12 protein-coding genes are annotated in these 17842 nt (G+C 68.7%); 5 read left to right on the plus strand and 7 right to left on the minus strand.

Annotation, left to right across the window (positions count from 1 at the left end; translation table 11 throughout):
- Positions 1 to 15 precede the first annotated feature (15 nt).
- The gene (locus ACTHNC_RS01290; RefSeq protein ID WP_440292779.1) at positions 16 to 1491 is read right to left on the minus strand and encodes a peptide MFS transporter; all 1476 of its coding nucleotides are present in this window, start codon (positions 1489 to 1491) and stop codon (positions 16 to 18) included.
- Positions 1492 to 1655: 164 nt separating this feature from the next.
- Between ACTHNC_RS01290 and ACTHNC_RS01295 the strand changes: the two genes are divergently transcribed.
- Positions 1656 to 2567 (plus strand): endonuclease domain-containing protein, encoded by a 912-nt coding sequence (locus ACTHNC_RS01295; protein WP_440292780.1) that lies wholly within the window; start codon positions 1656 to 1658, stop codon positions 2565 to 2567.
- Between the two features lie 85 nt (positions 2568 to 2652).
- On the opposite strand, the gene ACTHNC_RS01300 is transcribed toward ACTHNC_RS01295, so the two are convergent.
- Positions 2653 to 4929, minus strand: a complete 2277-nt coding sequence (locus tag ACTHNC_RS01300; RefSeq protein WP_440292781.1) for a glycoside hydrolase family 3 C-terminal domain-containing protein — start codon at positions 4927 to 4929, stop codon at positions 2653 to 2655.
- 31 nt (positions 4930 to 4960) lie between these two features.
- Here ACTHNC_RS01300 and ACTHNC_RS01305 point away from each other — a divergent pair, with 31 nt between their 5' ends.
- Positions 4961 to 6040 (plus strand): DNA glycosylase AlkZ-like family protein, encoded by a 1080-nt coding sequence (locus ACTHNC_RS01305; RefSeq protein ID WP_440292782.1) that lies wholly within the window; start codon positions 4961 to 4963, stop codon positions 6038 to 6040.
- On the opposite strand, the gene rocD is transcribed toward ACTHNC_RS01305, so the two are convergent.
- Together rocD and ddaH are read right to left on the minus strand one after the other, a co-directional pair.
- Complete coding sequence (gene rocD / locus ACTHNC_RS01310; protein WP_440292783.1) at positions 6037 to 7269, minus strand: ornithine--oxo-acid transaminase; 1233 nt, start codon at positions 7267 to 7269, stop codon at positions 6037 to 6039. The genes ACTHNC_RS01305 and rocD overlap by 4 nt on opposite strands.
- Positions 7242 to 8033, minus strand: coding sequence for a dimethylargininase (gene ddaH / locus ACTHNC_RS01315; RefSeq protein WP_440292802.1), 792 nt, complete (start codon positions 8031 to 8033; stop codon positions 7242 to 7244). The genes rocD and ddaH overlap by 28 nt, the downstream gene beginning before the upstream one ends.
- A gap of 224 nt (positions 8034 to 8257) precedes the next feature.
- On the opposite strand from ddaH, the gene ACTHNC_RS01320 reads away from it, so the two are divergent.
- The 3 genes from ACTHNC_RS01320 (at position 8258) to ACTHNC_RS01330 (ending at position 11041) form a co-directional block, all read left to right on the plus strand.
- Complete coding sequence (locus ACTHNC_RS01320) at positions 8258 to 8695, plus strand: Lrp/AsnC family transcriptional regulator (RefSeq protein ID WP_440292784.1); 438 nt, start codon at positions 8258 to 8260, stop codon at positions 8693 to 8695.
- A 67-nt stretch (positions 8696 to 8762) separates the two neighbouring features.
- Positions 8763 to 9560 carry a response regulator transcription factor gene (locus ACTHNC_RS01325; RefSeq protein ID WP_440292785.1) on the plus strand — a complete coding sequence of 266 codons (798 nt, stop codon included), beginning with the start codon at positions 8763 to 8765 and terminating at the stop codon, positions 9558 to 9560.
- The gene (locus ACTHNC_RS01330; protein WP_440292786.1) at positions 9557 to 11041 is read left to right on the plus strand and encodes a sensor histidine kinase; all 1485 of its coding nucleotides are present in this window, start codon (positions 9557 to 9559) and stop codon (positions 11039 to 11041) included. The genes ACTHNC_RS01325 and ACTHNC_RS01330 overlap by 4 nt, the downstream gene beginning before the upstream one ends.
- Before the next feature lie 13 nt (positions 11042 to 11054).
- Here the strand turns inward: ACTHNC_RS01330 and ACTHNC_RS01335 are convergent, their stop codons facing one another.
- The 3 genes from ACTHNC_RS01335 to ACTHNC_RS01345 all read right to left on the minus strand — a co-directional run bounded on the left by ACTHNC_RS01335 (position 11055) and on the right by ACTHNC_RS01345 (position 17811).
- Positions 11055 to 12548, minus strand: coding sequence for a C40 family peptidase (locus tag ACTHNC_RS01335; RefSeq protein WP_440292787.1), 1494 nt, complete (start codon positions 12546 to 12548; stop codon positions 11055 to 11057).
- 181 nt (positions 12549 to 12729) lie between these two features.
- The gene (locus tag ACTHNC_RS01340) at positions 12730 to 13602 is read right to left on the minus strand and encodes a C40 family peptidase (RefSeq protein WP_440292788.1); all 873 of its coding nucleotides are present in this window, start codon (positions 13600 to 13602) and stop codon (positions 12730 to 12732) included.
- Positions 13603 to 14019: 417 nt separating this feature from the next.
- Entirely contained in the window at positions 14020 to 17811 is a 3792-nt protein-coding gene (locus tag ACTHNC_RS01345; protein WP_440292789.1) for a proline dehydrogenase family protein, read from the minus strand.
- Positions 17812 to 17842 lie beyond the last annotated feature (31 nt).

The raw sequence follows: 17842 nt of genomic DNA on the forward strand, positions 1-17842 counted from the left end.
TCCCACACCAAGCGTTCAACGCACCCCACTCATCAGCCGTCGCAAGAGCGGCGAGATGAGCGAGAGCACCACGCCGATCGCGATCGCGATGGCTCCGAGCACGCCGAAGTACACGGCCTCCGTCTTCGGCGAGTAGAGCTCGGCGAGCTGTCCGCTGAGCGCGGTGCCCAGCGCCACGGACAGGAAGAACAGCGCCACCATCTGCGCGTGGAACCGCGCGGGCGCGAGCTTCGTCGACACCGAGAGGCCGACGGGCGAGAGCAGCAGCTCCGCGACGGTGAACACGAAGAGGATGCCCACCATCGCCAGGAGCGGCGTGCTGTTCTTGCCGCCTCCCGCGAACGGCAGGAAGAGCAGGAAAGCGATGCCCATGACGACCGTGCCACCGGCGAACTTCAGCGGTGTGGACGGCTGGCGTTCGCCGAGCTTCGTCCAGATGGCGGCGAACACGCCGCTCAGGATGATGATGAAGATGGGGTTGATGGACTGCACCCAGGAGATCGGGAACGTCCACCCGAACAGATCGCGATTCAGCCGGTTGTCGGAGTAGAAGGTGAGCACCGTGAACTGCTGCTGGTACAGCGACCAGAACGCGGCGCTGGCGATGAACAGCGGGATGAACGCGTAGACGCGGCGGCGCTCGACATCCGTCAGCCTGCTCGAGAGGATCACCACGAAGTAGGCGACGGCCGCCGCGATCGTGACCACGATGACGACGATCGACAGGTTGGTCGCCCGGATGACGCCAACGAGCGCGAGCAACACGATGACGATCACGCCGGCCACGGCGATGCAGGCCCAGAGCACGAATCGCGAACGCGGGAGCGGGTTGGAGACCTTGCGAGCCTCCTCCGGCAGTCGCTTTCGGCCGAACGAATACTGCACGAGCCCGATCGCCATGCCGAGGGCGGCGAGACCGAACCCGTAGTGGAATCCGATCGTCGACTGCAGCAGCCCGGTCAGCAACGGACCGAAGAATGCGCCGAGGTTGATGCCGAGATAGAAGATCGAGAAGCCGGCATCCCGCCGAGGGTCATGCTCGGTGTAGAGCGTGCCGACGACGGTCGTCGCGTTCGCCTTGAGGCCTCCGGAACCCACCGCGATGAGGACGAGGCCCACCCCGAGGCCGACGAAGCCCGGGAGGATGGCGAGCGAGAGGTGCCCGCACATGATGACGATCGCGCTGTAGAAGAGGACGCGCTCCGAGCCGAGCAAGCGATCGGCGATCCACGCACCGATGATCGTCGACAGGTATACCGCTCCGCCGTACGCGCCGACGATGCCGGCGGCGACCGGCTTCGGCATCGCGAGGCCGCCGTCGGCGACGGAGAAGTAGAGGTAGAGCAGCAGGATGCCCTGCATGCCGTAGAAGGAGAACCGCTCCCACATCTCCACCCCGAAGATGTTGGCGAGCGATCTCGGCTGCCCGAAGAAGGTCTTGCCGTGTTCGTTTCGCGTCGTGTCGGTCGGCGCCCCCGCGTCCGCACTCATCCCCTCAGGCTAGACCTCACCGTCCCGCGCTCGCGGTGGCGTTTGAACTGCAGAAGTGACTGCAGATCCCGCCTTTTATAGCCACATCTGCAGTTCAAACCTCCGCGAACGGTAGCTGTGGATGTTTGCGGCAAGCAGGCTCGCGTAGCGGGCACACTTCTGGCATGCCCGGTCGCGCTCCAATTCCCCCTGACGCGCTGGGTTCCGCGTTCCGAACCTCCCGATCCGGCGGCCGCGGACTCGGACGCGGGCGCCTGCGTGCAGCCGATGTGGATGCGCCGTTCCACGGCATCCGCAGCGTGAACCTGCCACTCGACACGCCTGTCGCGCTCGCGCGAGCGTACGAGCCTCGCCTCAAGCCCGGGCAGTTCTACTGCCTGGTCACCGCGGCACTACTGTGGGGCATCCCGCTTCCGACCGAGCTGGAGCGAGCGATGGTCGTGCATGTCGGCACCACCACCGGCAGCAAACCGCGCACGCGTGGTGTCGCCGGACACGAGTACCGCGAGCTCCGTATTCGTCATCGCAAGCGTCTACCCGTCACCACGCCCGCCGACACCTGGTGCCACCTCGCCTCCGTGCTGTCCCGTGAAGATCTCGTCGCGGCCGGCGACTTCCTCATCTCCGGTGAACGCTTGAGCGCAACACTACGCACCACACCGTTGTCCACGCCGGACGAGCTCGCGGATGCCGCATCCCGCTATGGACGCACGCCGGGCGCGAGGAAGATCCGCTGGGCGCTGCCCCGACTTCGCAAGGGAGTCGACTCACGGCGCGAATCGCTGCTTCGTCTTCTGCTGGTGGCACTCGGGCTCCCCGAGCCGGTGGTCGGGCATCCAGTCACCGTCGCAGGCGGAGTGCTGCTCCACCCGGACCTGTCATACCCGCACGCGAGGATCGCGATCGAGTACGAGGGCGACGAGCACCGATCGAGCAAGCAACGCTGGCGAGACGACCTGCGGCGAGTCCGTCTGCTGGAGGAGGCCGGGTGGCGGGTCTTCCGCGTGACGGACGACGACATGCAGAACCCCGAGTCCCTAGTGCGCGCTATCCGTGCCGCATTGGATGCTCACTAACAGCCATCGACGTTTGGACTGCAACTGTGGCTCTAAAACCCGCCCCTGAGGACCACATTTGCAGTCCAAACGCCGTGCGCGGCCTCTACCCAGCGGAGTTGGCCTGGGCGATCAGCGCGTCGACCGCCTCGTCGGTGAGGCCGACTCCGGGGAAGCGTCCGATGCGGCGCAGCGGCATCGAGCCCATCATCGCGATGAGCTCCTCGTTCTGGAACATGCCTGCGGCGGCCGGGTTCTGCGCTGCGGTCTGCTGCATGACTCCGGCGAGCACCTGCTGTCCGCCGGGATGCTTCATCCACTCCGCCAGCGACGACTGCCGGTCGAGCGGTACAACGGGCTCGTTCACCCGCAGCTCGACGCTGCCCTGTTCGCGGATGTCGCGCGAGCTCGCGCCGACGAGGATCTCCGCCGGTCCGTTCTCGACGTACCAGCGCTTCAGAACCGGGTGGAAGTACGCGAAATCGCGGTACCCGAGCGTGAACGACACCTCACGGCTCTCGCCCGGCTCGAGCGGAACCGCGTGGAATCCCCGCAGCTCGTTCAGCGGCCGGCGCACCTGCACGCTCGGCGCGGACACGTACAGCTGCACGACCTCGCGCCCGGCGACCGAACCGGTGTTCGTCACGGTGACGGAGACGTGAACGGACAGGCTGGCATCCGCCCCGTCGACGCTCATAGAGAGCCCCGAGTACTCGAAGCTCGTGTAGGAGAGCCCGTGCCCGAACGGGTAACTGACCGGCAGTTCGCGCGCGTCGTACCAGCGGTAGCCGACGAAGACGCCGTCGCCGTACTCGAGGTGCCCGTCGCGCCCGGGGAAGTCAAGGAAGGCCGAGTTGTCTTCGAGCTTCTCCGGGATCGTCTCGGTGAGCCGCCCCGACGGGTTCGCGATGCCGAACAGGATGTCCGCGATCGCGCCGCCACCTGCCTGCCCGAGGAGCCATCCCTCGAGCACCGCGCGGGCGCCGCCCTGCCAGTTCGAGACGCGCACCGCCGAACCGTTCGAGAGCACCACGACGACGTTCGGGTTCGCCTGCGCCACGGCGGCGAGCAGCGCCACCTGATTTGCCGGCAGGTCGATGTTCTCCCGGTCGTAGCCCTCCGACTCTGCGACAGAAGGCAGCCCGAGGAACACGACAGCGACCTCGGCGGAGGATGCCACCGCCACCGCTTCGCTCACCAGTTCGCCGGCATCCCCGCTCCCGTCCAGCGTGAATCCCGGCGCGAACGGCACATCGGCCTCCGCGAGGCGACGGATCTCGGTGAGCGCGTCGTCGAGACGGGTCGGCTCGATCTGCGAACTGCCAGCACCCTGGTACCGCGGGTTGCGCGCGAACTCGCCGATCACCGCGAGCGAGGCGTCCTGCGCGAGAGGCAGGATGCCTCCGTCGTTCTTCAGCAGCACGGCCGCGCGTGACGCCGCCTCCCGCGCCAGCGTGTGGTGATCCTCGACCATGTCGTCGGGCACGGCCAACTTGGTGCCGGCGTCCGCCTTCAGGTGCGCGTGGTCGAACACGAGCCTCAGCACGTTGCGCACGGCGGCGTCGAGGGATGCCTCGTCCAGCGATCCGCCGCGCACCGCGGTCACGATCGCGGCGGGTCCCGCCTCCGACTCGGGCATCTCGAGGTCGAGCCCGGCCGCCACGGCGGCGTCCCGGTCGTTCACCGCACCCCAGTCCGAGACGACGACGCCGTCGAACCCCCACTCGCTGCGGAGCACCTCGGCGAGAAGCCAGCGATCCTCTGTGGCGTAGACGCCGTTGAGCTTGTTGTAGGCGGCCATGATGGTGGCGGGCGAGGCATCCTTCACGGCCCGCTCGAACCCGGCGAGGTAGATCTCGCGTGCGGTGCGCTCGTCCATGTCGGCGCTGACCCGGAAGCGGTCGGTCTCCTGGCTGTTCGCGGCGTAGTGCTTGAGGGATGTCCCGACACCCTTCGACTGGATGCCGCGGATCAGTGCCGCTCCCAGCTCGCCCGCGATCAGCGGATCTTCGGAGAAGTACTCGAAGTTGCGGCCGCACAGCGGCGAGCGCTTGATGTTGATGCCCGGCCCGAGAAGCACCTGCACGTCGAGCGCGTTGGACTCCTCGCCGAGCGCCTCCCCAACCCGCTCGATGAGCTCGGCATCCCACGTGGAGCCCAGCCCGACGGCGGGCGGGAAGCACGTCGCCGGGAAGCTTCCGCCGATGCCGTTCTCCTGCTCGGGCGGCTGGCGGCGCACCCCGTGCGGGCCGTCACTCAGCGTGATCGACGGGATGCCCAGCCGCTCGATGGCGCGGGTGTGCCAGAACCCGTCGCCCGTGACGAGCGCCGCCTTCTCTTCGAGTGTGAGCTGGGAGATGAGGGCGTCGACGTCGTTGGCCATGGCATCCATTCTGCGCGCTACCCTCGATCGCGTGACCCACCACCTCACGCGCGACGAGGCGCGACGCATCGCGGTGCGAGCACAGCTGCTGGATGCTCAGCGCCCCGGCGACGTTGTGGAGGTGGCCGAACAACTGGGTGCGATCAAGATCGACCCGACCGCGACGATCGCGCCGGCACAGCACACCATCCTCTGGTCTCGCATCGGCTGGTCGTACGAGTCCGCTCAGCTCACGAAGGCCGTCGAGATGGACCGGGTGCTTTTCGAGTTCGACGGAAGCTTCCGGCCGGTGAGCCTGCTGCCGCTCATGCTGCCCTGGATGCGCACCCGCCCGCTCCGCGACAGCACCAAGCAGTGGGTCGAGGCCAACGCGAAGTTCCGCGACGACGTGCTCGCGCGACTGAGGGCGGAGGGTCCACTGCTGGCATCGGACATTCCGGACACCGCCGCGGTGGCGCGGGATTCCGAAGCCGGCTGGTACGGGCCGAACCAGGTGCCGCAGATGCTCGAGTTCCTCTCCCGGACGGGCCAGATCGGCGTGGTACGGCGTGAGGGACGACACCGCGTCTGGGACATCGCCGAGCGCGCGTTTCCGGCCGACCTGCCCGAGTACGATCCGGACGAGGCGGCACGGATGCTCGACCAACGCCGCCTGCAGGCAGCCGGCATCGCGAAGCAGAAGTCGCCGTGGACGCGTGTCGGCGAGGCGGGAGAGCCGGCCACGATCGAAGGGTTGCGCAGCAAGTGGCGGGTCGATCCGGAGGCGCTGGCGATGCTGAACGATGACGTCGACGGCCGGGTCGCGTTCCTCAACCCCTACGACGGCATGCTGTTCGATCGGCCGCGGCTGCGCGACATCTTCGACTTCGACTACGTGCTCGAGCAGTTCAAGCCGAAGTCGCAGCGCAAGTACGGGTTCTTCGCGCATCCGATCCTGATCGGCGACGTCTTCATGGGCATGCTGGACGCGGCTGTCGACCGCGAGCAAGAGGTGCTGCGGGTGAACGCGGTGCACGAGCTCATCCCGTTCGAGCCGGAAGAGGACGAGATGGTGCGCGCCGAGATCGCCGACCTCGGCGAGTGGTTGGGCGTGCGGGTCGCGGAGTTCTAGGCGGATCGCTCCCGAAGCGCAGCCTCGAACTCGTCCATCGCCCAGTCCAGGTCGGCGGGATCCACGACGATCGGCGGAGCGAACCGGATCGTCGCGCCGTGCGTGTCCTTGACGAGGATGCCGCGGCGCAGCATCCGCTCCGCCAGCTCACGACCGGTGCCGATCACTGGATCGACGTCGACGCCCGCCCACAGTCCGGCTCCGCGCACGGCGGTGACCCCGTGCCCGACGAAGGCGTCGAGCCGGCCGCGCATGCGCTCGCCGAGCTCCCGGGCGCGCTGCTGCGGCTCGCCGGTGGCGAGCATCCGGATCACCTCGAGCCCGATCGCACAGGCCAGCGGGTTGCCGCCGAACGTCGAGCCGTGCTCGCCTGGGCGGATGACGCCGAGCACCTCGCGGTCCGCGACCACGGCGGACAGCGGCATGATCCCGCCGCCGAGCGCCTTGCCCAGCAGGTACACGTCGGGCACCACACTCCACAGGTCGCTGGCGAACGTCTCGCCGACGCGGCCGAGTCCGGACTGCACCTCGTCGGCGATCAGCAGCACGCGGCTCTCGGTGCAGATGCGCCTCAGCTCGGGCAGGAAGTCGTCGGGCGGCACGATCACGCCCGCCTCGCCCTGGATCGGCTCGACGAGCACCGCCACCGTGTTCTCGTCGATCGCGGCAGCCACAGCCCCGGCATCACCGTATGCGACCGAGCGGAAGCCCGGCGTGAACGGGCCGAAGCCGTCGCGGGCATCCGGATCGTCGCTGAACCCGACGATCGTGGTCGTTCGTCCGTGGAAGTTTCCGTGGAAGACGACGATGTTCGCGGCATGCGCGGCGACGCCCTTGACGCGGTAGCCCCAGGCGCGCGCGACCTTGATGCCGGTCTCGACCGCCTCGGCGCCGGTGTTCATCGGCAGCACGAGATCTTTGCCGGCGAGCGCGGCGAGCTCCGTCACGAACGGTCCAAGCAGGTCGTGGTGGAAGGCGCGGCTGGTCAACGTGATGCGGTCGAGCTGCTCCTTCGCGGCCGCGACGAGCCGCGGGTTCGAGTGGCCGAAGTTCACCGCGGAGTAGGCGGCGAGGCAGTCCAGGTAGCGGTTGCCGTCGACATCCGTGACCCAGGCGCCGTCGCCGGAAGCGATCACGACCGGCAGCGGGGCGTAGTTGTGAGCGGCGTGCTCGTCTTCGAGGTGAAGGGCGTCGGTGGCGCTTACCGACGAAGTTCCAGGGTGCAGCATTTGACGCCACCTCCTCCTCGGAGAAGCTCGGACAGGTCGACGCCGATCGGGTTGTAACCGCGCTCGCGCAGCTGCTTCTCGAAGCCGACCGCGCGCTGGGCGATCACGACGTTGTAGCCGTCTGAGATGGAATTGAGCCCGAGGATGCCGGCATCCTCCTCGCTCACGATGATCGCGTCGGGGTAGAGCTGCTCGAGCTTGCGACGGCTCGGCTCGTCGAACGCGGCAGGCACGTAGGCGATGTTGGCGTTCTCGTCGTCCTTCAGCGGATCGAGCACCGAGATCGCCGTGTCGAGGTGGTAGAAGCGCGGGTCGACGAGGTTCAGCGTGACGACCTCACGACCGAACACCTCGTGCAGCTCGCGGTGGCTCTCGACGCTGCTGCGGAACCCGGTGCCGGCGAGGATGCGCGTGCCCACCAGCAGGATGTCGCCCTCGCCCTCGTTCACCTGCTTCGGCTCGACGACGCGGAACCCGTGCTGGTCGAACCAGTCCATGAACGCCGGCCCCTCCGGCGCACGCTGCGGATACGTGAACAGCGCGCCGTACGCGACGCCGTCGATGATGAATCCGCCGTTGGCCGTGTAGACCATGTCGGGAAGGCCGGCGATCGGGTCGATCAGGTGCACCTCGTGACCGAGGCGGATGAACGTCTCGTAGAGCGTCGTCCACTGGTCGAGCGCGTTCTGCGTGTCTGTCGGCTCCTGCGGATGCATCCACGGGTTGATGCGGTAGCTCACCGTGAAATGCTCGGGACGGCACATCAGGTAGGTACGGTGGGACGGCACGAGGTGCGTCGGCGCCTCCGTTCGCGTCGCGGTTCCGGATGCCGGTTCGTGCGATCCGCTTCGAAGGCGTGCGTCGGTGGAGTCGATGGCCGTCATGCTTTCCAGTCTCGCACCGGGTTATTGCGTGGTGTGTGGCATCGACTGCATGATCCGTGCGCAAATCCCGGCCGAGACGCAACACATCAACATAGAATTGCGGTGTGGACAACCTCGATCGGAACATCATCGACCTGCTGCGCGAGAACTCGCGCGCCTCGTACGGCGACATCGGCTCGCGTGTCGGGTTGTCCGCATCCGCGGTCAAGCGCCGGATCGACCGGCTGGTCGTCGACGGAGTCATCCGCGGGTTCACGATCAACGTTGATCCGACGATCGACGGCATGAGCACCGAGGCCTACGTCGAGCTGTTCTGCCGCGGCACGGTGTCGCCGAGCGAGCTGCAGCGCATCCTCTCCGCGGTTCCCGAGGTCGCGGAGGCGTGCACGGTCTCCGGCAGCGCGGACGCGATACTGCGCATCCGGTCCCGGGACATCCCGAGCCTCGAGGCCGCGTTGGAGCGGGTGCGCGTCGCACCCAGCGTCGACCACACCCGCAGCGCGATCGTGCTCTCCCGCCTGGTGCACCGAGAGATCGAGTGACGGCTGTCTGAGCGCCGACATAGCATTCGCTCTCGACGCACACAGCGGATTCTGTGAGCATGATCGGGTGGACGAATCGACTGCGCGCCTCCTCGTCGTGGAGGACGACCCCGATATGGCCAGGCTGCTGCGACGCGGTCTGATCGCGGAGGGCTACGACGTGCTCTCCGTCGACAACGGTGTTGATGCCCTCATCACCCTGCGCGACAACACGGTCGACGCGCTCGCCGTCGACGTCATGCTTCCCGGCATGAGCGGCTTCGAGCTGTGCCGCAGGGTGCGCGAGTCTGGCCGCACCATGCCCATCCTGTTGCTGACCGCGCGGGATGCCGTCGAGGACCGCGTCTTCGGCCTCGACTCCGGAGCAGACGACTACCTCACCAAGCCGTTCGCGTTCGCCGAGCTTGCCGCCAGGTTGCGCGCGCTGCTGCGACGGGATGCCTCGACCAAGCCGACCCTGCGCGTGGGCAATCTGACCATCGACTCGCTCGAGCACAAGGCGTCGGTCGCCGGAAAGCAGGTGGCGTTCAGCCCGCGCGAGTTCTCGCTCGTGCGGTTGCTCGCGATGCACGCGGGCGAGATGGTGACGCGCAACGACATCCTCGACGACATCTGGGGCGGTCACGAGCACATCGACCAGAACGTGCTCGACCAGTACGTGTCGTACGTGCGCCGCAAGCTGGATGCCGCAGACACCGGCATCCGCATCGCCACCGTGCGCGGCCTTGGCTACCGGCTGGAGGCGGTCGAGACGCCTGCGGGCCAGACGCCCGCGAACCATTCGGGGCACGGCGGTGCGGCGGCTCCGGATGCGGCCGGCCAGGATGCCCCAGAGCACGGTGAGCCGGCCGAGCCGAAACGGTGAACTGGATCCGCGGCTTCGCCGGTCGCCTCTCGATCACGGCCCGCATCGCGGTGGGCAGCTTCGTGGTCGCGGTGCTGATCGGGGTGGTCGCGGTGATCGGCATCAGGGCGGGTGTGAGCGTCATCCTCGACAACGCCACCGTCACCCTGCTGGAGCACGACGCTGAGCCGTTCGCGCAGCAGGTGGCGAGGAACCCGCGCGACATCGAGACGATCCCTGGAGAGGGGCAGTACGTTGCGATCGTCTCGCCGTCCGGTCAGGTGAAGATGTCGAGCCTTCCGAAGTCGTTGCGGCCCTTCGGGCACGCGCCGCTGACCGGTGAGGAGACGATCTCGCGCGTGAGCACCTCGGTGCGCGACTACATCGTGCGCACCGCGCCCGTCGTGCGAACGGACGGCGTCTGGCACATCGTCACCGCGCGCAGCGAGGATGCGAACGAGCTCGTGCTGGGCAGGCTGAGCGCCGCGCTCATCGTCGGCGCGGCCGCGCTGGTCGCCTGCTTCACCGTCGCGTCGTTCATCTTGGCGCGCACCGCCCTGCGTCCGGTGAACGCGATGCGCAGGCAGGCCGACGAGCTCGCACGCCGGCAATCGGCCGGCACGACGGCGGAGCGCGATGCCAGCGCACGCGAACTGCTGGAGGTGCCGCCGGTGCGCGACGAGCTGGCCGCGCTCGCCGTCACGCTGAACGGGCTCATCGAGGGGCTTCGGGCATCCGCCGACCGAGAGAAGCAGCTCGTGTCGGATGCCAGCCACGAGCTCCGCACGCCGCTGGCGGTACTGCGCGGCGAACTCGAGCTCGCGGAGCTCGACGCGGGCGACGCGGATGCGCTGCTCGCCGACATCCGCCAGTCCCACCAGACCGTGCTGCGGCTCTCGAATCTCGCCACGAACCTGCTCGAGCTCTCCCGCATCGACGCGCACGGCCAACGGGGCGAGAGCAACTGGTTCGACCTCGAAGACGAGCTGGCCGCGGCGATCGATCGCAGTCGGCAGGCGGCCGCGATGCAGGGCGTCGACTGCGTGATCGACTTCGAGGTCGTGGCGGATGCTCCGGCCACCGGGACGGTGGCACTGTCGAGTCAGGAGTTCGGCCGCATCGTCGACAACCTCATCGGCAACTCGATCAAGGCGCTCGCTTCGGAGGAGGTGCCGGCGGAAGGCGCCACCGCGGAGGATTCCGGTGTGCCAAGCGCGGCTGCCGCCGAGGACGCCGGCACCGTGACGGCGCGGCTCACGCACGACGACGCATCCGTGTGCCTGTCGATCATCGACGACGGGCCGGGCATGCCATCGGACTTCGTGCCGATCGCGCTCGACCGCTTCACTCGCGTCGACGCGGCGCGCAACACCACCACCGGAAGCGGGCTGGGCCTCGCGATCGTCGCGGGCCTCGTCGATGCGGCGCGGGGCAGCATCCGCTTGTCATCCGACCCGGGCGCCGGCCTCACTGTCGACATCATGCTGCCGCTCGGCGCGTGAGTCGCGCCGGCCGTCAGCTCTGCAGGATGCGGCCGAAGTGGTAGCCGATGCCGCTCCACGTGTTCAGCGACACGATGCGCACCGGGATGCCGTAGTCCGGTGCCTCGATGATCATGCCGCCGCCGAGGTAGAGCGCGACGTGCTCGTCGTCGTTGAAGAAGACGAGGTCGCCGGGCTGGGCATCCGCCTCGGAGATGGGAGCGGCGACGGCATCCTGCGACGGCACGTAGTGCACCAGTGAGATGCCGACGGTGGCGTAGGCGACCATCGTGAGGCCCGAGCAGTCGATGCCGTCGTGCGATGCGCCGCCGAGCGCATACGGATCGCCCAGGTAGGTGAGCGCCGTCTCGACGATCTTCTCCCGCTCGCCGCCGTACTGCAGTGCCTGCGCCAGAGCGACAGCGACCTCGGGGCCGTTCGGTCCGGACTCGGCGGCCACGATGCCGGCGATCGCGCCCGCGACGTAGTTCTCCTTCTGCAGGGATCCGTCCGAGACGGCGGCCGAGACCTGCAGCTTCTGCGCGATCAGCTTGGAGTTGCTGGCGATCGTGGCCTGCAACTGCTGCGGGCTGATCGACTCGGCAGCGTTGGCGGGCGCGGCGAACATCAGGCCCGGAATGAGCGCGAGCACAGCACTTCCCGCGATGAGCGCGGGCTTGCGGGATGCCTGCAGCCGACGGTGCGCGTGCCCGCCCGGCTCATGCGCACCCGCCTTGTGGTGGCTGCGGAAGTCTCCGCCGCCGAAGGCGATCCCCTGCGCAGCGGATGCGGTGTGCTGGGCAGGCTGCTGCGGCGTCGCTGCCGTCTGCTGCACTGCCGCGAACTCCTGTGCAGGCTGCTCCTGCGCGGCCGTCGTGTGGCCTGCCTGCTCCTCGTACGGCTCCGTCGCCGCCTGTGCTGCTCGCGCGGCGCGGAGTGCGCGGCGCGATGGATACGCGGGCGCGGGTCCCGGAGTCGTGACGGGCGGCGGGGCCGGCACGGACGCCTCGCTCGGTGCCGCCGCCTGAGCGGCACGCAGCCGCTCACGTGCTTCGCGACGGGAACGCGGCGGTTCCGAGAAGTCGAGTGCCGCCGGCTCCCCCTGCTTGCTCGGCGGCACAGTCTGCACGGCCGTCAGCGGTGCAGGTTCCGTCCGCGTCAGCGGTGCGGGTTCCGTCGGCGTCAGCGGTGCAGGTTCCGTCCGCGTCAGCGGAACGAAGAGCGTGGGCAGCGCCGGCTCAGGGGCGTCGAGCGAGGACTCGGCGAGCCCGGGCGGATCGAATACGACGGGGTCGGACGCGACGACGGGAGCCTCGGACGGTGCGAACTCGACAGGCTCCGCCGGGTCGACCATCTCCTCCACCGGAGCGGGAACGACCTGGGGAGTGCGGGCATCCGGAATCGGATCATCGGAGACCAGCTGTGCGACGAACGCGGAGAGATCGTCGGAGTCGTCGACGGGTCCGCGCAATGACGCGTCGTCTGCCGACGAGCGGCCGTGGTCGACCGCCGCTGCTCTCCGACCCATTCGCTCCCAGCCTGCTCCCGATTCCGCACACGGGGTACGGAGGTTTCGACAACCATGTCCCCCAAAATGCGGACCGGCGAGCCGGCCACGCGTTCCACCATAACGGATCGATAAACGAGCACCACTGAGAAGACTCGGAGGTTCGTCGGTTAATGCCGTCGGTCAGGGCGGCGACCGCCGCTCAAATCAGGCGGGTGAAGTGGTACGGGATGCTCGCCCACTGCGACAGCGGGTCGAGCTCGACGTCGCGTCCCTCGGTCGGCGCGTGCAGAACCATGCCGTTACCCATGTAGATGCCGACGTGCTCCTCGCTGTCGAACACCACGAGGTCGCCCGGGCGCGCGTACGCGGCGGAGATCGGCGAGCCGGCAGCATCCTGCGTCGGCACGTAGTGCGCGAGGCTGACGCCCGCGGCGGCGTACGCCACCATCGTGAGCCCCGAGCAGTCGATGCCGCTGTGCGATGCCCCGCCGAGCACGTACGGCGTGCCGAGGTAGGTCATGGCGGTCGAGACGATCGCCGCGCGGGCGTTCGGGTTGCCCGTTCCGATCAGCTGTAGAGCCATGCCACGATCGATGCCGTACGACTTCTCGAGGTTGCCGGCGACGTCGACGGTCGCGAACGTGTCTTGCACGACGGCCGGCTGCGCCACATCGGCTGCGACGTCGAGATGCTGCACGTTCCCGTGAGCCGCGGCATTGAGGATGGCCGTGTGCAGCGCCGCTTGCGCCTTGCTCTGGTGCGGGCGCGGGTGCGTGACTGAGGCAGCGAATGCCACACCGTGCCGGCTCTCGGCGCGCGCGGCATGACCAGCGTGCACGCTCTCGGCGTGCGCGGCGTAACCGGGCAGCGCGGTGGTGAGGCTCGCGATGAGCCCGAAGGAGACGCCTGCCACGGCGAGCGTGATGTGGTGGCGGCGGGCCGCGCGGTGAGGAGCGGCCACCGCCACGTGGGTTCCGCGGCGACGGCGGAGCCCCAGAGCCGATCGGGGGAACAGTGCCGTTCGGGTACCGGCGAGGGCGTTGATGAAGTTGTCGTACGTCGAAGAGAGCAAGCGCATAAGTGGAGACCAGGCGGACGGCCCGCACGTACGTACGGCCGTCACGAATCGTTCGGGTTACAAAGCAAAAAGCCGGTCTTCACCGGCAGTGCTCAACCGTAGGTGAGCGGCGCAACCCGCTTGCCAGGCGTCATTCAGGTTCTCAAGGAGCCGATCAGGCCGCATTTCCGTGAGCAGAACGGATGTCTGCCCCTCGAGAAGCGCGCCACCGCGCCTGGTGCGCGACCGGCCGCGATCCGCATGCTGGTGCGGATCGCGCGGGCACGAGCATCCGCTTCCAGGCAGGGTCGTTCTGGTCATCTGACCAGGAATGCGGTTACCCTGAGCTTTCCTGCGGTGGCACTCAGGAACTGAGCTACTGTCAGGGAATCGTCAGGCCGTCTTGCGGTGCATGCCAGCTTCGAGCCGCGTTCAGATCACGTCGTCTGTGAGATGAGTCGGGCTGCCGAAGCGGTGATTCGTGATCGAGATGGCCTGCTCCTTGAGGAACGGCAGGAGTTCGACGCGGCCGGATGCCGTCACCGGCCCGGAGAACACGGCGACGTCGATGCGGTCCCCGAGCGCACGGGCCAGCGCCGCGGGATCTCCGCCGATCAGCCGGATGCGTTCGGCAGGCAGGCCGTCGGGATCGACCGCGGCGCCGGAGGCCGCCACGCGCGCCAGCCACGCGGCATCCGTCTCGACCGTCTCGCCCACGCCGAGCTCGTGCAGCGCCTCACGCAACGGTCGTGGGAGCTGCGTCGGGCTGCTCACGTCGAAGCGTCCGCGCACCAGGGTCGCCGCGGCGAGCACGCGCAGGAGTGCGGCGAGGCCCACGCCCTCGCTGAGTCGGATGCTCACCCGTGCCGGCCGGTACCGGAACAGGTTCCGCTCCACACCGAGGTTCGCCGCGTCGCGCACCACGCCGAACTCCTTCGCCCACGCGATGGCGTCGCTGAGCGCCGACCGGCGCACGAGGTCGAACTCCTCGTAGCTCATCGACGGCTGGGCGGACTCGATCACGCGCGAGACCCGCGAGTCGAGTCCGCGCAGGTGCAGGCTCGCGCTGGAGGATCCGGCCTCCCCCGCCCACGAGCCCAGCCCGAACAGGTAGTTCGGTCCGCCTGCCTTGTGCCCTGCGCCAACGGATGACCGCTTCCAGCCGCCGAACGGCTGTCGCTGCACGATGGCGCCGGTGATGCCACGGTTGACGTAGAGGTTTCCCGCTTCGACGACGGAGAGCCAGTACTCGATCTCGTCCGGGTCGAGCGAGTGCAGGCCTGCGGTGAGTCCGTAGTCCACCGCGTTCTGCCACTCGACGGCCTGCTCGATCGTGCGGGCGTGCATGATGCCGAGCACCGGGCCGAAGAACTCGTTCTGGTGGAATCGCGAGCCGGGCTGCACACCGGTACGGATGCCTGGGGACCAGAGCCGCCCCGAGTCGTCCAGTCGGCGCGGCTGCACGAGCCACTCCTCGCCGGGCTCCAGCTGTGTCAGCGCGTACTCGAGCTTGCCTGCGGCCGGTTCGATGAGCGGTCCCATCCACGTGACCGGCTGCTCCGGCCATCCCACGTAGACGCTCTCCGCTGCATCGGCCAGCTGATCGCGGAAGCGCTGCGACGTGCCCATGGATCCCACGAGGATGACCAGGCTCGCCGCCGAGCACTTCTGCCCGGCGTTGCTGAACGCGCTCTTCACCACGTCGGCGACGGCCAGGTCGACATCGGCGCTCGGCGTGACGACGATGGCGTTCTTGCCGCTCGTCTCGGCCAGCAGCGGCAGGTCGGGGCGCCAGCTCTTGAACAGCTTCGCCGTCTCGTACGAGCCGGTGAGGATGACGCGATCCACTCTCGGTTCCGAGATGAGCGCCTGACCGAGCTCGCCCTCGTCGACATCGGCCAGCGCCATGAGCTCCCGCGGGATGCCCGCCTCCCACATGCACTCAGCGAGCACGGCCGCGCAGCGCCTCGCCTGTGGCGCCGGCTTGAACACCACACCGCTCCCGGCGGCGAGGGGGCCGAGAACGCTGCCGGCCGGAATCGAGACCGGGAAGTTCCACGGCGGCGTCGCGACCGTGAGTCTTGAGGGCACGAACGTCGCGCCCTGCACGGTGTCGAGCTCGCGGGCGAGGGAAGCGTAGTAGTGGGCGAAGTCGACCGCCTCGCTCACCTCGGGGTCCGCCTCAGCGATCGTCTTGCCCGTCTCGGATGCCATCACCTCGATCAGGCGGTCGCGATTCGCGGAGAGTGCCAGACCGACCCGGTCGAGAGCCGCGGCACGTGCGCTTCCGGGGATGGAGCCCCACTGCTCCCCGGTCTGCTGCACGGTGGTCAGAAGCGTGTCGAGCATCCGCTCGTCCGTCACGCGCGAAGCCGCGAGCGTCTGAGCACCGAGTTCGGAGGAGGGAACGGATGCCAGGATGCGGCGCCCCCACGCTCGGTTCGCCGGCAGGGCGGGGTCGGTGTCGGACTCGTTGCGGAAGGCGCGCGGCGAGTCGGTTTGCTCCGGTTCGGACTCCCGCTGGGAGCCAGCTTCGGGTTGGGGCTCAGGCTCGGGTTGAGGCTCGGCAAGGTCGCCCGGCTCCAGCACGATGCCGGTCGTCGGGAACAGCCCGCTTCCCCGCGACCCGCGCTGCAGTCCGAGCACCGCGGCCGTGAGTCCTTCCTCTGCTGCCTCGGCGGCCGGGTCGACGGGCGCGGGCCGCGGGTGGAACAGGGTGGTCGGGTCGGTCTCCACCCACTCGCGGGCGCGGTCCTGCCTGCGGTTCGGGAGGGGTGCGAGTCCGCGAGGGCCGTCATCCGCCTCGTACTCAGCGATCGACGCCAGGAACCTCGCCTTCTCGCGTTCGAACAGGTCGGGCTTGTCGGTCAGCTCGAACGCGGCGGAGAGGAAATCCTCGTCTGCTGCGTTCTCCTGCAGCCGGCGCATGAGGTACGAGATGGCCACGTCGAAGTGTCGCGGATGCACGACGGGCGCATACAGCAGCAGGCCGCCGACCGTGTGCGCGACGGCGTCCGCCTGCTGAGCGGCCATGCCGAGCAGCATCTCGAAGTCGATGCGGTCGTCGACGCCTCGGCTGCGCGCAAGCAGCCAGGCGTGCGCCACGTCGAAAAGGTTGTGCCCGGCCACACCGATCTTCACGGCGTGCGTGTGCTCAGGAGTGAGCGCCCAGTCGAGCACCCGCTTGTAGTTCGCGTCGGTGTGCACCTTGCCGTCGTATGTCGCCAGCGGCCAGTCGTGCAGCGCGGCATCCACCCGCTCCATCGGCAGGTTCGCGCCCTTCACGATGCGCACCTTGATCGGTGCACCGCCCGCGGCTCTGCGGTTCTGCGCCCACTCGGTGAGGTCTTGCAGGGCATCCAGCGCGTCCGGCAGGTACGCCTGAAGCACGATGCCGGCCTCGAGGCCGAGCAGCCGCTGGTCGCCGAGCAGTCGCTTGAAGACCGCGATCGTGAGATCGAGGTCGTGGTACTCCTCCATGTCGAGGTTGATGAACTTGGGGGTCGGGGATGACGCCGCGTAGAGATAGAGCGGTGCGAGGCGCTGCACCACCCGCGCGACCGACTCGTCGAAGGCCCACATCGACAGCTGGCTGGCCACGCTCGAGACCTTGATCGACACGTAGTCGACGTCGTCGCGCTCCAGGAGCTCGCGCGTTCCTGCGAGGCGCGCATCCGCCTCGTTCTCGCCCAGCACCGCCTCGCCGAGCAGGTTCAGGTTGAGTCGGATGTGACCGGATGCGCCAGCGGACGCGCCATCCTGGCGCAGCCGGGCGATCGCCTTGCCCAGCTTGGCCGGCGTCGCGTCGACGATCAGGTGGCCCACCATCGAGCGCAGCACGCGACGCGCGATCGGGATGACGATCCACGGGGCGGCTGGTGCGATGGCACCGCCGATCGCGATCGCCCAGCGCTGGTACCAGGGAAGAAACCGCGGAACCGAACGGCCCAGCTGGTGCAGGCTCTTCGCCGCGACGTAGACATCCTGCGGGCGGGCGACGCCGTCCACGAAGCCGACCGCGAAGTCGAGTCCGCGCGGATCCTGCAGAAGACCGGCCAGCCGTTCGGCCGCCGGGTCGCGCTTGGACGCCTCCGGGATGGCATCCCGCGCCTCGGATGCCTGCAGCCACGCGCGCACCAGCTCGATCGCTCGCTGGGCGAGGTCGTCTTCGGGGATACCGGTGGAGGGGGTGCCGGGGGTGCGGATGCCGTCGTCCTGCGCCATGAACTCGAGACTATGCCGGGGGAACGCGCGA

The sequence above is a fragment of the Humibacter sp. genome, from assembly GCF_051954055.1.
Lineage (GTDB): Bacteria > Actinomycetota > Actinomycetes > Actinomycetales > Microbacteriaceae > Humibacter.

Coding starts and splice junctions, on each gene's coding strand:
- ACTHNC_RS01290 (WP_440292779.1), bottom strand. CDS start 1,491: ATGAGTGCGGACGCGGGGGCGCCGACCGACACGACGCGAAACGAACAC.
- ACTHNC_RS01295 (WP_440292780.1), top strand. CDS start 1,656: ATGCCCGGTCGCGCTCCAATTCCCCCTGACGCGCTGGGTTCCGCGTTC.
- ACTHNC_RS01300 (WP_440292781.1), bottom strand. CDS start 4,929: ATGGCCAACGACGTCGACGCCCTCATCTCCCAGCTCACACTCGAAGAG.
- rocD (WP_440292783.1), bottom strand. CDS start 7,269: ATGCTGCACCCTGGAACTTCGTCGGTAAGCGCCACCGACGCCCTTCAC.
- ddaH (WP_440292802.1), bottom strand. CDS start 8,033: ATGTGCCGTCCCGAGCATTTCACGGTGAGCTACCGCATCAACCCGTGG.
- ACTHNC_RS01335 (WP_440292787.1), bottom strand. CDS start 12,548: ATGGGTCGGAGAGCAGCGGCGGTCGACCACGGCCGCTCGTCGGCAGAC.
- ACTHNC_RS01345 (WP_440292789.1), bottom strand. CDS start 17,811: ATGGCGCAGGACGACGGCATCCGCACCCCCGGCACCCCCTCCACCGGT.